The sequence below is a fragment of the Aporhodopirellula aestuarii genome (assembly GCF_023701485.1).
Taxonomy (GTDB): Bacteria; Planctomycetota; Planctomycetia; order Pirellulales; family Pirellulaceae; genus Rhodopirellula; species Rhodopirellula aestuarii.
The window spans coordinates 80,678-96,061 of record NZ_JAMQBK010000083.1; the positions used below are offsets into that span (position 1 = coordinate 80,678).

The window sequence follows — 15,384 nt, forward strand, 5'->3', positions numbered from 1 at the left end:
TTTTTTCGATTTATTTGCTGGAATCGGTTATCCCCCATCGGCGGTTCAGCCGATGAGAGACATAACGCTACTTTCACCTCGTGCATGTACCTTGCCCTACCGGAACTCAGCCATGCGGATCGATACCCATCGCTTCGGCACCCTCGAACTCAACGCCGATCAGTTGTTCCTATTCCCGCAGGGTCTTGTCGGGATGGAAAACTTGCACCAATGGGCGTTGCTCCCCGATCCGGATAACGATTCGGTCGCGTGGTTGCAATCCGCCGCTCGCGGCGATCGAGCCATGGCCGTGGTCAGCCCGCGTGCGTTTTTCCCAGATTATCGCGTTCACATCGGACGCCGGGACTTGGCCGGACTGCACCTCACCAGCGGCGCGGAAGTCTACATCATGACCACCGTTGCTGGACACGTCGGCAAGCTGACCACGAATTTGCGTGCACCGCTGCTGATCAACTTGGATCGCCGTCTGGGCTGCCAAGTGATCACCAACGACGACCGACCGCTTCGTCAGCCATTGCCGACGATTGCCCGTTCAACGGCGCAGCCGCTTCCGGTATCGCAAGTCCGGGCCGCCTAACACGAGCACGAACCCTCGCAAACTGCCCATGGGCGTATCTGCCCAGGCCACAAGCCTCGCCAATAAGCGAGCGAACACATTATCCAACGCGACATCAGCCGATGGACACGCGCCCTCAAGGTTCCGGAACGCATAGCGATTCCGTTCCTAAGCGAGGGCTCGCGTCCATCGGCTGTTTGCGTTGAATCTGGAAAAAGCTGAACATCCGCACAACCTTCATGACCATTTCACAATCTGGTCGCTAATAGTGCGAACCCGCACGACCGGTAAGTGTGGACCTTCTAAGCGGATCGTGGACAAAACGACGTCATCGCGACGATCACTCTTTTAGCGAGGCGGAGTCAACATGGTGTTGATTCCACTTTACAGACCTCGTTCGATTGTTGCGATGGAATGCAGATCACGGCAAGGATTGCCGAACCGAACGCATCACGATTCCAACCAATTTGGTCCCACTGATCTTCCCCCCTGAAATATCAAACCGAGGACATTATGCTCGTCCTTTCCCGACACCGCGACGAAAGCATCATGATTGGTGACGACGTGGTTGTGACGATTGTCGACATTCGCGGCGACAAAGTTCGCCTTGGCATCGAGGCACCGCAATCCATTCCGGTGCACCGACAAGAGGTGTACGATGCGATTCAACGCGAAAACCGTCGTGCATCACAGACCGGTGCAGGTGCGACCAAAGACGTCCGACCTCCGCAGTCATAACGGCCTCTGCGCTGTGACCGGTGCCCACATTTAGTACGACCAGCCGGTCGGTTTCGCCCGCATGATGCGGGACGACTAATTCGTGGGCGATTCACCGCGCAGAACCGGACGTGGCATTCGGCCATACGCATGTGCAAGCAATTTTAGCGGATGGACGGCGGAGTAATTTCCACCGTGTTCCATCTGCAGTTTGCAGGCGCTGCACTCGGTCGCTGGCGCCGCGTCACCGGCTCTGCGAACGGCGGAGATCATCGGCCAGCCGATCCTTAAACTATTGCGATAGTTCTTGCGTTGAAGTCCCCACGTGCCGGCCATCCCGCTGCACCCCTTGTGGATCGTCTCAACCTCAAGGCCAGGGATCAAACGCATCAATCTCGCCGCCGAAGACTCACGATCGAGCACCCGGCTATGGCACGGTTGATGATAGATCACGCGGTGATCGATTCGTTGAAACTCGAGTTCAAGTCGGTCCTCCTCATGGAGCGACCAAAGGTACTCACACGCCTCGTGGGAATGTCGTGCCACGAGGTGGGCATCTTCGCTATCGAGCAAATTCGGATATTCGTGCTTGAGGCATAACGCCGCCGCTGGTTCCGACGCCAAAACGGTGTACCCCTGACGAACCGCGTCAGCCAGGATCCGCACATTTCGTCTGGCCACCCGCCGGGCACCTTTCAAATCGCCCGACGTGATCCGCCCCATGCCGCTGAGGCCTTGCCCGACCGGCACATAGAAACCGATCCGATTGTGCTGCAAAATTTCTGCCAGCGCGCGACCGATCTCTGGATCGTGATAGTTCGCATAGTGGTCGACGAAATACACAACCTTCAATCCACCATGCGGGGATGACTTGTGCCACCGCCGACGGGTCGCGTATCGCACAAACGTTTCGTTGGTCAATGACGGAATGTCTCGAGCGGCCGATAACCCAAACAGGTTCTCGCCCAACCAACGCATCGACCGGCGGCGGAGCAAAAAGTTTGCAAGCCAAGCGACCCGCGATCCGATCGCCGCAACCACGTCCAGTCGTCCGACCAACCAATCCGACAACGGCATCCCGTTGGTGGCAACGTATTGAGCCTTGATCTCACCGACGACTTTTGGAATGTCAACCGAAGCGGGACACTCGACGCGACAGGAGTGACAGTTGAAACACAAATCGGCAACCGCTTTGGCCCGCTCTCCGGTCAATTCGTTTACGTTCAACTCACCGCTGAGCACACCGCGAAGCAGGTTAGCTTTAGCGCGAGGGGATGCCTCCTCCATTGCCGAGATCCGAAACATCGGGCACTGCCGTTCATCATCACTGTGCGAGCGACAACGACCACAGCCGTTGCATTGTCGAGTCGTCGTGGTGATCGGGGAACTTCCTGGCCATTGCTGCAACACTTCCAACTGGGGAGGCGGTTCGTGCGGCAATAACGATGCTACGAGTTTCGACGCAGCTGATTCAGCGAGGCGTCTTTCCGATTCTTGAGCAGTTTTGGAATCGTCGCCACTGATCACGGAAGTGGATTCTGGCGACGTTCGTTTTACCGGTTCCGCCGCATGACCAACGGTTCCAAGCGAAACCGTTGGATCTTCCCCACGTCGCAGTGGCAACACGCTCCGTCCCGCTTCCACGATTTCGATCGTGTGGTTGAGCGGTCGTAGGTTCTCATCAGGTTTCTGCAATACGGCGCCGAACAACTTGCCCGCATTAAACCGATGCTGCGGATCGAACAAGCGTTTGACCTGTCCCATCGCGGGCCACAAATCACCGAACTGGGTAGGCATCAAAAACGAACGGCTCAATCCGGCCGCGTGCTCAACACCGATTTGTCCGCCCTGACGCCACACGACTTCCGCGATCGCTTCGCTGAGTGGTCGTACCCGGCGGCGATCCTCTTCGTTGGCGAGATCCAACACAGGACGCACGTGCAATTGACCGTGCCCTGCATGCGCAAACACCGTCGCCGTCGTTTGAAATCGTTTGAGCACATCCTGCACCGCCACCAACATTTGCGGCAACGTTTCAGGAGGCGAATAGATGTCCTCGACAAACGGGAGCGGCATTGCTCGCCCGGGCACGCGATACTGACGCTGGATCACGCGGCGAAACAACACCCAAAACAAATCTCGCAACTGATTCTGCACCGTGTCCTGGGATGAAAACGCCGCATCGGGGCCCGTGGCTAACGTCTGGCGCAGAATCCCCAAACGATGATAAAGGTCGCCGAGAGATTCACCCTGGATCTCGACCAACATCCCCGCCTCCGCTTCTCGCGGGACGAGATCGGCAAATCGCTTTTCGCCTTCGCGAGCGATCTGCAACAACCGGCGGTCCATCACGTCGCAGGCAATCGGACCATGGTCCAGCGCCGTGACGGCAGCCCGCATCGCCGAATCGAGTCGTCGAAAAAACAACAACACCACACCGCGATGCGCCGGGATCAATTCCGTTCGAAACGTTGCGTCGACCATCACCGCCAACGTGCCTTGCGTCCCGGCATAAAACTTAGCCAGATCGACCACGTCCGACGAATCGATGAAATCATCGAGGCGGTAGCCATTGCTCGCGGGAGAGCGAAATGCGTGAGATTGCAGCGGGATCGCGAACTGATTGCGGATCTCACGCAGCCCTCGTGCGACACGATTGCGATACGCAACTCCGGGCTGATCACCAACGTCCGACGGAGACATCATGTACTCTTCGGGAGGATGCTGCGAGAACTCGACGAGCTCGCCGCTGGCATTGATCACCCGCACCGATTCCAGCGTGTCGCGAGCAGAACCACTCCGTAAGTAATGGCTGCCCGACGCGTTTGAGGCAATCACTCCCCCCATGGTTGTGATCGCCCGCGTCGCCGGATCCGGCCCATACCACCGGCCCGAGTGGGCGAGTAACCGATTGACGCTCGCGAGCGTCGCGCCGCTTTGCGCGGTCACGGTCCCGCCGTCCTCATGCAACGTCACCCGACGTAGATGACAGGACATGTCCAAAATGATTCCCGGACCGAGCGACTCCCCGGCGACACCACTGCCGCTGCCCCGGGGATGAATCGCCAATCCATGGTCACCCGCATAAGTCACGGTGGCGGAGATATCCGCTGCCGATCGAGGCCTCACCACCGCAAGCGGTCGGATTTGATAAACGCTCGCATCGGACGCATAAAGCTGTAACGAAACTTCATCGCACAACACTTCTCCGTCGACTAAGCCGCGGAGGTCATCATGCAATCGTTGGCGATGGGGATCAGTGCGCATTGCGTTCATTACGGCTTAAACAGGTCTGGTTCGTCAAGGAGTCTGCCTCTTGCCGCATTCACTTAAGGGGGCGTGTTCGAACAGGCTTCTTCCCCTTCGGCAATCGTATTGTAGCGTCACCGCGAGCCGAGATTCGCCGCCACGCGGGAGGTTGCCTCACCGACATGGACACCGGCCCGCCCCAGAGCTATCGTTGACCCAACGTAGCGCGATCCCAAATCGGCGGTCGATTACTGGAGAACGCTCCCTAAAGCTCCCCTCCACCAGCGGAATGCCGGTCGCTCCTTGTACCGATCCCGTCCTTACGAACGGACCGTCCAACTTGATCGCCGCGTTTGATCAGCTTGGCCCAGTGGCCACTTCGATCTCGGATGCTGACCGGGCCCACCGTGGCTCGAAGTAATTCGGAATTACCTTTACCCTGTCGACCGTGCCTACGATCCCATCGACGCGATGCGAGCTGTTACGAAAATCCCTTCTCGGTAGCTGATTCAATGGCTGACCCTATTTCCTTGCCGCGTCTGGCGATCGCCTTGGCCCCCGTGCTCGGACTGCTGATTTGGCTGGTCTACGACGGCCACTCCGTTCGGACATCCGTGCAAGGACTCGCCCGGATGCTGATCCAGCTATCGCTGGTCGGCTACATCCTCGTGTTTCTCTTCAAATCGGATCAAGCATGGGTCAGCCTCGCGACGCTGAGCGTGATGATGTTGGCCGCCTCGGCGATCGCGATCCGCACGTCCAACAAACGTCCGCTCCGCCGTTACGCCCAAGTACTCACATCGGTCGCGCTCGGCGGAGGCATCTCACTGGCCACGGTCATTTTCGGCGTGTTGAATGTGGATCCGTGGTACAGCCCACAAATTCTGATCCCGCTGGCAGGGATGACATTTTCGAATTGCATGAATGCCCTCTCTTTGGCAATCGAACGCCTCGACGGCGATACCGACAGTGACCCGGATCACGCCGTCCGGGTCGCACTGATCCCGATCACCAACAGCCTGTACGCCGTCGGCGTGGTTTCGATTCCAGGCATGATGACCGGACAAGTCCTCGCGGGTGTCTCGCCTCTAATCGCCGCCCGCTATCAGATCATGATCATGTGCCTGATCTTTTCCTCAGCAGGTTTGTCACTGCTGATCTTCATGCGGCTTCAGCGAATCGAACGACGCGCCAAACTGCTAGCCAGCGAACCGACGAAAAACTAACCCGGTCGAGTTGATCGGCTCTACGAAGCAGACTCTCGACGGCGTGCTCGCCAACGACGCAGCACCGCCGGCAATCTCCGGTGCAACGGTGTCTTAATCGGTTGATCGAGACATGGGAGGTCCATCCGACTCGTTTCAGTGAGTGCGTCCGGATCGGGCTTGCGTGCGACGAGATAAAAAGGATGCTCGGCAACCGCCTCGCGCCCCTCTTCAACAAAGACGCGGACCCGAATGCCCCATTGAATCTTCAACAGATGACCACGATAGCTCAATGGCGAAGGCGGCAATCGACACTCGATCGGCAGGCTATCGACCATCCCCAGTTGCCGCAATTCAGGACCATCATATCGACGGAAGTAATGCACGCTGAGGTCTTCGTCGCCTTTGCCTTCGGTATACCACAGCACCGAGACCTCGACGCTGCTGAGTTCTTCGATACTCACCCGACTCACCCGCCAACTCGCTCGCAAATATCCTCCTGCCGTGTACGTGGCGTCGTCACGACACAACGATACATTCACCGCGGGCTGTTTGGCGGAACCATTAGCGGCGGATGGACGACGAGCGGGAAACTTCGGCAGAACGATGGCCAAGGGCGGGCTTCTCCTGAAACAATCAATCGCCACCTCACCGAATTGTTCGTTGCACAAAAGGAATGCATCACATTGGTGGGCAGCTCGAACTCCAATTGTTGCTCCCAAGGGGTCTGTGGGTCAACACGAACGGGCCCTTCAACAAGCAATTCTTTGGAAAGGGCGACGTATTGATCGGATCTCACGTCCGTTCCCTGCCGGAAAAACGACTCCTCTTCGCAAACCAGATTAACCCGCAAAGTCCGCAATCGCATTCGCCCCATCTGCAATATAAATAGCTCATATTTGCCGCCTGGTTCGAGCGGATGCTCACTAATCTCCACCACCGTCGGGCCGACCCCCGCGATCTGACGGACCTGGCGGAGAAACGACTTTAACGCCCAAACGGCAACCCCCGTGAAGGGTACAAGCAGCATCGCTAACACGGGCCGTGGGCGACCATACCACCATCCCGAGATCGCAACGGCCAACAACACGACGCAAACCGAATTCCACAACAACGCCAACGACGCGGACCCTAGCACGGCCCGGCGGCCCGTTGACACCGAGGCGAGCCGGTACTGCAAGCGTTCACCCAGGCTCTCGTCGAGGGCCAAACCCTGAGGCACCGCAGGCAAACTGGGATACTCGCCACTCGGTTTGCTCTCCTCCTCCTGACTCATCTCCCCGGCGTCGCCATCGGATTTACCAGGCGGCGCGGGGGCATTCCAGCGGGAAAGCCGGCCTTTTTGAGCCGAAATCCGCTCTTGGCTAAATCCCAGGTGCATCAGTCGGTACCCCAAACCGAAAGCTCCCGAGCCGATCGCCGCCACCGAAATGATCGCGACGATCCATCGCCCCCAATGATGCCCGCCACCACGTGCCAGATCGGAATCCAGCACCACACGGGCTTCCTCGGGCAGGTCGATCCCGATCCGAGGGACCATCCAGTGGGCTACCAACACCAGCGTGAGAATAAACACGCCGGCAAAAATCAACCCAAGGTAGAACGCCAGTTCACCCAAAACTCCACGAAACGGCCCCGTACGCAGCCGACGCCCGAGCTTCTTGCTCCAGGGACGCCACTGCCAGACTGATCGAGACCGTCGCACGGAGGAAAAGCCAGACTCTTAGTGGGCTTTGGAAGTCACGACTTGACGACCAGGGCGGAAAAATCCGAGTTGCTCCAATGCGTCGTACACCTCGTCCAACGTCTTCTCGCCAAAGTTGCTGATTTTCAGCAAACGACGCGGAGTCGCGTTAAGCAAATCACGAACCGTCAAAATACCGGTTTCTTCAAGACAGTTGGTGGTCCGAACCGACAAACCCATCTCGGCGATGCTCAAGTCAAGCCGCTCCCGACGCAGTCGGGCTTCTTCTTCGGCCTGGCTCAGGGGAATTCGCGTCTTCATATGAATCCTTCCATGTTGATGTGATGGTGAAGCTGCAATTTCAGGAACGAACAATCGTTGTGAATGTTCCATTCGTTGTGCATGAAACCACAAAGAATACTGTTTCTAAGAATTCCAGCAATGGGCAAAACTAGCACCTGCGTCATCTTCGCTCATGCCAACTCGCGACGCCATATCGCGATTGCATTAAATCCTCTGCGATCGCTTCCACCCTCTGATGAACGTCCATACCATTGCCTTGCGCAATCGCCCCCGCAGACGCCCCATCCGCCCCAAATTGACGCGATAGCGAATCCAATAGCAGGCCCTCGTCGAGATCAACGTTGCAGATGAAGTCCCGATGGTGACGCCCACGGCGATACTCGGGCTGCCGCGGTGCGAAAGCGAGACATTCGGCGATCAAATCCAAGTCCGCATCCAACAAAATCGTGCCGTGGTAGAGCAAGTGATGACGTGCCACCCGCAGACTGTTGCCAGAAAATTTGCGTGTGTTCCAAATCAGATCACACGTGCCCGCTCGCTCCGCCTCAGGCAATTGCACCCGAACCGCGGCAAGCACTCGTTGCATGACATAATTGTGGGCCGCATCGATGTTCCGCAAACCACCATTGGCGGGCACGCCAACGACAACGCTGTACATCAAACAGCCCGGGCCACCGACGACAGACGCTCCCCCGGTACATCGCCTTAACACGTCGATGTTGCGTTCGGCACACCACCCTCGATCAACCTCCTCGTTGATCCGTGAACTGCGCCCCAAAACCACAGTCGGTTCGGCAAATGCCCAGACACGAAACAACTCAGTTCCCGCTGATGCATGCGCCCCCTCGCCGCCGTTTTCGACGACCGAATCGGCCCACTGCAACATCGCCTCATCCCGCGCCAATTCGCGACGCGAGGAAGCCGAATCAAAGTTCAATCGCAGCATGTTCGGCTCTTAACGATTCTAAAAGCGGCAATGTTGTCACCCGCCAAACCGCAATCATCCCGGCGAGCATTCCGAAAACCAAAATGCCCAAGAGAATCCACAGCGGTTCCGCGATCGGCACTGAGTTACCGGTCATCCACATGTACGGCAACACCGCGACAATCGCCGTGAAAACCCCGCATCCCATCCCCATCAACAGCAAATACAGATTCTCGCCGAGAACCAACTTGGCGAGTCGCGTACGGGTAAACCCAACCGCTTGCATCACGGCGAGTTCGTTGCGCCGCTCCAACACACTACGCAGTTGCGAAACGGCCAATCCGATCGTACCGAGCAGCAACCCCAACGCACCGAGACTCTGGAAAGTTCGCAAATACGTGTTCTGCACCGCCAGCAATTCCTCCAACACTCGCGTAGCCGATTTGACGTCCATTCCGACGTCGACCAATCGCGACTCCATCGCATCGGAAATCGCCTCAGGGGAATTGCCCTCACCGCCACGAATCAAAAAGTATCGATATCCGCTTTCGTCGGGGAACACCGACTCAAAATTGTCTTCACCGATCAAAAGCTTGCCTTGCAAGATCGAGCCCGCCAACAAGCCAACGACTTCAAACGTCAGCGATTGCCCCGCACCGTAGTCGAACGTTTTCCTTTGTCCGATCCCACCAGTCATCTGCAAACTCCACATGGCCGTGTTTTGATCGATGACAACAGGGATTGGATCATCGACTGTCCCCTTTCCAGGACGATCAAGCAATTGCCAAGTCTCGGCAGGGTCCGATGCCGCAGAAGACGCCCAACCAAAACGATTCAATCCAATGGCATCTGAATCCGACGCGACGCCAACATCCGCTGGAATACCGATCACGGTCGGACGGGAAGATTGATAAAGGTTGTTGCAACTCGCGTCGTCGCCGGATCGCATGCGACACGCGACGATCGTCGAACCGTCAAGTAGTTCTGCATCGCGCCCGAGTAAGTCACCACGAACGATCTTATCATTGAGGTCTCGAGCGATGGGGCTTCCCGCTTCGGCGATCAAGTCAAACCCGCCCGTTCCCTGCTCGGTAGGTGACATGCGAAACGCGGTGATGGACAAAATCAAAAAGGCGGCCGTGGCAACCAATCCGATCGTCAGCGTACTTCGCAGCGGACTGCGTCTGGCATTGGCGGTGGCCAAAGTCCGCAGCGAGGGTTGAATCGCGGCACGTGCCCCCAATCGCGAATGGATCCACAATAGAGCCGCGATTAACAACAACATTCCACCGCCGACAAATCCACCCGCCGCCTCTTGCGCCCCGCCGCGTGATCCCAAACCCGCAGCCGCAATTGCGGCAACGAGCAGACTACCAACCACGACCGGCCGCCAAGAAGATTGACCGCGGTTGTCGGTTTGCCCGTGCGTTTGCTTGCCGGCCAATGACATCCGCCGACCGCCTAACAGAGAGGCCGGGTTCAATCGCAAAAGAAAACGCAGCGTCCACGTCGCCGTTGCCATGCTCGCGAGCCAACCCGAAAAGCCGCCCAATACGATCGACATCGGCGATGCATGAAAACGCAAGAAGGGAACCGTCACTGCTCCCACCCACCACGACCTTAACGCCCACAGAACGAACGCCGCATAACCGATCCCACCGAGCACACCGATGACCACACCGATTGAGGAAGTGATCGCAGTCTCGCCCAGCACCACGGCCATCACCCGTCGCGGCGAAAAACCGACGGCGAGCAACGTGCCGAATTCGTCAATCCGCTGAAGCACACCCAACCGCAATAGGATCGCGATCAGCATCATCGCGGCCAAAATCACAAACATCGACAAGGCGAGAAACAATCCGTCAAATGGAGTCGTCCCCTTTGAGGCGGCGAGTTGTTCGCTGCGGATCGATCGCGGTGTCCACCCCAACTCACTACGAACCGGCTCGAGCGCGGCGAGAATCTTTGACTCCAGTTCTGCAAGGTCGTACTTCGGATTGATTCGAAGTCCCGTCGTTTGGCCGAACCGACTTCCGAACCGATCCCGGCCAACGGCCAACGGAATAAACGCTTTGGGTGTCAGCCGATGTTCGTTCCAATAGTCATCATCGGCGCGATCAATCTTGCGGTCCAATTGAAAGGGCAAGTCCCAGTCGCTGATCGAATCTTGATCCGTCACGCCGGGAACTTCGGGAGTCAAATTCGGATCGTTGTACGGCGTCACCGGTTTGTCATAGACAGCTTCACGCTTGCGTCGATACGGCTTCGCTGGCCGAATGATCGGAACGATCGCAGAAACGATTGCGTTGAACGATCGTTCGATCTCATTCCCGTTTTCCACTTCCGGTTCGTAAAAGAACACTCGCACTTGCGATCCGACATTGACCCTCAACCGATCGGCCGCCCAATCGTTGAGCACGATCGGGATCGCCGATGAGTCTTCTGCCTCGGCGGGCAGAGCATAGTCCAGACGAAGCGTTGCGCCGGAGTCAAGTGATGCAATCGTGCTGTACGGCACGCTCACGCTTTCGTCAATATCCGCTTCATCATCGTCAGCCGATTCGACTTCGCCCGGCTTACCTTCGCTCGTTTCGACGCGTTCGATGGCGTTGGCCAAGTACGTCATGACGGAGGTGACATCACCAGCGGGTAACGCGGAAACAATTTCATCCACCGCGTCTTCGGGCAACAGCAAACTTTCACTGGTCAGCGAGATGTAATGATTCGCTTCACCAATATCGACTCGCTGCAACTTCCAACCGAGCGATTCCAAATTAAGGTCAACGTCGTCCTCGGTGAGTGTGCGGTCTGACAAAATTGCGTTCGCTTGCCCTTCCCGGTCGAGCACCTCGGCAACGAGCTGACGCGATGCAAAAACGGTCTTCGGCGCCGCCTGGCTCGCCATCAACGAGAACCGCCCAAGCCCGCGATCTGGAACGATCGCCGCCACCTTCATCCGCGGCAGTCCTTCGCTTTGAATATCGCGTTTTCCCAGCGGGCTGTCGGCGGGAACCGCCCCTTCCACCGGCAAACGCAATGTGACTTCATCACCGACATGGACCTGAAGTTCGTCGGCGGCAGATTGGTTGAGCACGACACTGTTTTCATCCGGCATCGCGTTAGGTCGAACGCCGGTTGAATCTAAATCCCAGAAAGTGTCATCGATACCGACGATCTGCACCCCACCGAGTCGCCGCGTTCGTGGAAGACCCGTTTGAGAGGACTCAGCACCCTCGGCACCAGGCATGATTTTGGTTTCCACGCTTCCGCCAGGAAACAGGATCACACTCGCCGTCGTGGATTCACTCGACCCTGCGGGCAGCTTGACGCTCTCAATCGGAAAAAATTGTCCGGGAGCGAGAATCGATTCGATCCGCCCAAGCCGTTCGATGGTCAACTCCCGCAAACTCCCACGCATCGAATCCCCGACCAACAGCGCGCCGGTAATCACGGCAGTTGCGGTAGCGACCCCGATGGCGACCGCAGCGTTGACTGCACGGCGATGCCGCAACGTCGCCATTATCATCGAAAACAATGAGAATGACTCGGACGAATTGCGCATCAAGGTTCCTGGTTTGCGTGACGGGTCATAACGGTTGAGCGTCTCAGCGGCGGGGCGATGGCCGGCTTTGGCGTCAAATGTCGATTAGTGGTTAGTAAGTATCCGTTTCTAGTTTGTCGAGTTTTCTCTGTACTGTCCACGCGTGACAAATTTGCCCGCACGATCTCAACGTTCAGCGACTTGCCGGCCGGTGCGCTCACGCATTGGCATGGCTGTCCGCGCGCGTTGGCGTGACACCGGCAAATCGAAATCACCACGTCGTACTCACCACTTCACCATCCTGGTGATCCTGCCGCTCTTGGCCTCGTTCGCACTCGCGGTGGTCGGCTGTCGATCGGGAACGCACGACTCAGGACCGACAACGAGTGAACGCAACGTGATCCTACAGACGCCCATCGTCCCCCAAGCGTCGCTGTCGGCACCAATCCAGCTGGAACCGCTGTCCCCAAACCATTCACCCGATCCGCGGTCTCGGAAGGAAACCCATCCCGACACCGAGCGTCTCCTCAAGATGGTGTCGCTGACCGACAATCGCGTCCTATCCGCAGACACCCTGGACCTCGATGTCATCGGCGAGAACGCTCACTTCGGGGTGCGTCACGCTGGAGTCAACCCAGATCTCTTCCGCGATCTCTCCCAGGCTGAGTTGCTGATACTCGCGATGCAGCACAGCGAAGTGATCCGCTCACTCGGTGTCCGCGTCCTCAACTCGCCGAACTCGGTCACCACCACCTACGATCCGGCCATCCGAGCCACCGATCCGTTCTTCGGCCCCGCCGCCGCGTTGGCGGAATTCGACAGCCAAATCACCTCGAGCTTGACGACACAAAACAACGACCGAGTCTTCAACAACGCGACGCTCGGCGGCGACGTCCAGGAACTCGTGCAAGACTACGCGGAACTGAACTCCACATGGCGAAAGCGTAATACATGGGGAACGCAATTCGAGCTGGGGTCCGTTTACACGTACGACTCCAACAATCGCACCGGGAATCGCTTCCCCAGCTATTGGGAGACCCAGCTCGAGTTCGGTGTCCGTCAACCACTCCTGCAAGGCGCTGGACGACAATTCAATTTGATCGCTGGCCCCAATGCGCGCCCCGGATTCAATTTCTCAAACGGGCTTTGGATCGCACGGATCAACACTCGAATCAGCCAAGCTGATTTTAACATCGCGCTGCGTGACTACTTTCTCGAACTCTACACCGCCTATTGGGATCTGCATCGGCAGTACGCCGTGTACGACGCCGCGGTCCAGGCCCGTGAAGTCGCTTACAACATTTGGCAAACCGTTTTGTCGAAAAAGCAGTCCGGACTGATGGGTGGAGAGGCCTACAAAGAAGCCCAAAGCCGAGCGACCTACTATCGCTACACACGAGAGGTCCAAGCCGCACTCGGCGGCGGCGACGGGACAGTCGGGCTGTACAGCGCCGAGAGAACCTTAAGACGATTGATCGGTCTGCCCCCGACCAACCTTGAACTCCTCCGCCCGGTCGATTCCCCCGCCGAGGCTCGATTCGAATTCGACTTACCGACATCTGTCGCCAAAGCTTTGACGCATCGCAGCGAACTTTCTCGCCAGCGTCTTGAACTGCAAAATCGAAATCTCAAACTACTCGCCGCCAAAAACTTCATGTTGCCGCAACTCGACCTGATCGGTCGCACACGACTTCGCGGGTTTGGTGATGACCTAGACGGTGACGGAGCGAGATTCTCGTCGGCAACTGATGACTTGCTCTCCCTCGATCATCAGGAATGGCAGTTCGGCGTTGAAATGGGCGTCTCCCCCCAGCGTCGACAAGCCAAGGCGGCGATCCGCAACGCGTCCCTGCAACTCCAACGGGAACGCTCCGTCCTCCGCGAACAGGAACGCGCCGTCGCGTATGAGGTGGAAGAGGCGATCGCCGAAATTCAATCTGCCTACGTCACGATGCAAAGTTCCATCGCCAGAGTCGATGCGGGGCAACAACGTCTCGAATCATCCGAAGCGTTGTATGCAGCGGGCAAGATTCAACTGGAGTTTCTCATCGATGCCACTGAAGAACTCGTCCGGTCAAGGAATCAACTCGCGGTAGACCGGAGTCGGTATAGCCTCGCGTTGGTACGGATCAGCCGCACCACCGGAACACTCCTCTCCGACCTCGGCGTGCACTCCTCCCCCTGCGGCTCAGCGACCGAAGCGGTTCACTAGTTGTTTTACCAGCATAAAAACGCGGGCAAACCTCAACGACTTGCGTCGTTTGGCCAAACGTTTTCTAGCGGAAGGACGCGAGCCCTCCGGTTCCAGCAAACCGCACGTTCAGGTAATGCAAAGCACTCAAACTTGTGGTGAGACCGGACGGCTCGCGCCGTTCCGCTAAGAATTTTCTAACGGCAGCCCGCGAGTTCTCAGATGATTCGCAAGATTGGAATTCATCAACCGGCCGCTAACCGAATCTCGAATTCAAGAACTCGTTTCTTGTCCCGGAGGCGAGCGATCAAGAAAACGCAGCAACTCGTCCATGTCGACGGGCTTGTAACACAGCCCCTCCACTTCTTTGGCGAGTTGCTCACCATGATCCCGATTTCCGGTCGCAACCAGCAGTCGCGCATCCGGCCGAACCCGTTTGACGATATCAATCACGTGACGCCCGTCGCCGCCTTTGAGCCCTAGATCTACGATCGCCGTTTGATAAGGCGAGTGTCCCGCCTTCTCAACCCCTTCGGCTTCAGTATGCGCGAGGTTCACGCGGTACTCATGGTTCCGCAGTGTCTGCCACACGTTCTCACAGAATGCTTCGTCGTCATCAACCACCAAGATGATGGGCCACCGGCTGACTTCATCGATCAGCGGCAATAACGCCTGCAAGTCCACCGGTTTGGGCAACACGCGCCACGTTCCCGCATCACATGCTTGAGCGGCACCGTCACCGCCCGCGTACGCGGTGATCATGATGGCAATGAGATCAGGCAGAACCTGTCGAATTTGCCGATACAATTCGACGCCGCTCATGCCCGGCATCATGTAATCCAACAGGGCGATGTCATAGCGCTGACGTCGCACCAAATCCATCGCCGCGGCGCCATCGGCTGCCATGTCGACGGCGTACCCAAGGTTTTCAAGGATGTCGCAGATATTGTTACGAATGTCCTCGTCATCATCGACAACGAGAATACGAACTGAATTTTTTGTGGATGGCATAG

11 protein-coding genes are annotated in these 15,384 nt (G+C 57.5%); 4 read left to right on the forward strand and 7 right to left on the reverse strand.

Annotated elements, in window-relative coordinates:
• Nucleotides 1-112: 112 nt before the first annotated feature.
• Nucleotides 113-577, forward strand: a complete 465-nt coding sequence (gene fliW, locus NB063_RS27195; RefSeq protein WP_250932208.1) for a flagellar assembly protein FliW — start codon at nt 113-115, stop codon at nt 575-577.
• A 492-nt stretch (nt 578-1,069) separates the two neighbouring features.
• Entirely contained in the window at nt 1,070-1,294 is a 225-nt protein-coding gene (csrA, locus tag NB063_RS27200; RefSeq protein WP_250932209.1) for a carbon storage regulator CsrA, read from the forward strand.
• A 75-nt stretch (nt 1,295-1,369) separates the two neighbouring features.
• Here csrA and NB063_RS27205 read toward each other — a convergent pair whose 3' ends face one another.
• On the reverse strand, nt 1,370-4,540 hold the full coding sequence (locus tag NB063_RS27205; RefSeq protein ID WP_250932210.1) for an anaerobic glycerol-3-phosphate dehydrogenase subunit C: 3,171 nt from the start codon (nt 4,538-4,540) through the stop codon (nt 1,370-1,372).
• 494 nt (nt 4,541-5,034) lie between these two features.
• On the opposite strand from NB063_RS27205, the gene NB063_RS27210 reads away from it, so the two are divergent.
• Nucleotides 5,035-5,748 carry an ABC transporter permease gene (locus NB063_RS27210; RefSeq protein WP_250932211.1) on the forward strand — a complete coding sequence of 238 codons (714 nt, stop codon included), beginning with the start codon at nt 5,035-5,037 and terminating at the stop codon, nt 5,746-5,748.
• A 20-nt stretch (nt 5,749-5,768) separates the two neighbouring features.
• On the opposite strand, the gene NB063_RS27215 is transcribed toward NB063_RS27210, so the two are convergent.
• The 5 genes from NB063_RS27215 to NB063_RS27235 form a co-directional block, all read right to left on the reverse strand.
• A complete protein-coding gene (locus tag NB063_RS27215; RefSeq protein WP_250932212.1) occupies nt 5,769-6,269 on the reverse strand; it encodes a hypothetical protein in 501 nt (166 codons plus the stop codon).
• On the reverse strand, nt 6,266-7,432 hold the full coding sequence (locus NB063_RS27220) for a hypothetical protein (RefSeq protein WP_250932213.1): 1,167 nt from the start codon (nt 7,430-7,432) through the stop codon (nt 6,266-6,268). The genes NB063_RS27215 and NB063_RS27220 overlap by 4 nt, the downstream gene beginning before the upstream one ends.
• A gap of 18 nt (nt 7,433-7,450) precedes the next feature.
• Nucleotides 7,451-7,732: a DNA-directed RNA polymerase subunit alpha C-terminal domain-containing protein gene (locus tag NB063_RS27225; RefSeq protein ID WP_008674900.1), complete on the reverse strand. Its 282-nt coding sequence runs from the start codon at nt 7,730-7,732 to the stop codon at nt 7,451-7,453.
• Between the two features lie 142 nt (nt 7,733-7,874).
• Nucleotides 7,875-8,660, reverse strand: coding sequence for a lipoate--protein ligase family protein (locus tag NB063_RS27230; RefSeq protein WP_250932214.1), 786 nt, complete (start codon nt 8,658-8,660; stop codon nt 7,875-7,877).
• The gene (locus NB063_RS27235) at nt 8,641-12,201 is read right to left on the reverse strand and encodes an FtsX-like permease family protein (protein WP_250932215.1); all 3,561 of its coding nucleotides are present in this window, start codon (nt 12,199-12,201) and stop codon (nt 8,641-8,643) included. The genes NB063_RS27230 and NB063_RS27235 overlap by 20 nt, the downstream gene beginning before the upstream one ends.
• A 208-nt stretch (nt 12,202-12,409) precedes the next feature.
• Here NB063_RS27235 and NB063_RS27240 point away from each other — a divergent pair, with 208 nt between their 5' ends.
• A complete protein-coding gene (locus NB063_RS27240; RefSeq protein ID WP_250932216.1) occupies nt 12,410-14,392 on the forward strand; it encodes a TolC family protein in 1,983 nt (660 codons plus the stop codon).
• A gap of 252 nt (nt 14,393-14,644) precedes the next feature.
• Here NB063_RS27240 and NB063_RS27245 read toward each other — a convergent pair whose 3' ends face one another.
• Nucleotides 14,645-15,382: a response regulator gene (locus NB063_RS27245; RefSeq protein ID WP_250932217.1), complete on the reverse strand. Its 738-nt coding sequence runs from the start codon at nt 15,380-15,382 to the stop codon at nt 14,645-14,647.
• Nucleotides 15,383-15,384 lie beyond the last annotated feature (2 nt).

Bases quoted from the DNA above. Each gene is read 5' to 3' on its own strand.
- NB063_RS27210 (WP_250932211.1), top strand. From the start codon at position 5,035: ATGGCTGACCCTATTTCCTTGCCGCGTCTGGCGATCGCCTTGGCCCCC.
- csrA (WP_250932209.1), top strand. From the start codon at position 1,070: ATGCTCGTCCTTTCCCGACACCGCGACGAAAGCATCATGATTGGTGAC.
- NB063_RS27205 (WP_250932210.1), bottom strand. From the start codon at position 4,540: ATGCGCACTGATCCCCATCGCCAACGATTGCATGATGACCTCCGCGGC.
- NB063_RS27235 (WP_250932215.1), bottom strand. From the start codon at position 12,201: ATGCGCAATTCGTCCGAGTCATTCTCATTGTTTTCGATGATAATGGCG.
- NB063_RS27225 (WP_008674900.1), bottom strand. From the start codon at position 7,732: ATGAAGACGCGAATTCCCCTGAGCCAGGCCGAAGAAGAAGCCCGACTG.
- NB063_RS27245 (WP_250932217.1), bottom strand. From the start codon at position 15,382: ATGCCATCCACAAAAAATTCAGTTCGTATTCTCGTTGTCGATGATGAC.
- fliW (WP_250932208.1), top strand. From the start codon at position 113: ATGCGGATCGATACCCATCGCTTCGGCACCCTCGAACTCAACGCCGAT.
- NB063_RS27240 (WP_250932216.1), top strand. From the start codon at position 12,410: ATGGCTGTCCGCGCGCGTTGGCGTGACACCGGCAAATCGAAATCACCA.
- NB063_RS27230 (WP_250932214.1), bottom strand. From the start codon at position 8,660: ATGCTGCGATTGAACTTTGATTCGGCTTCCTCGCGTCGCGAATTGGCG.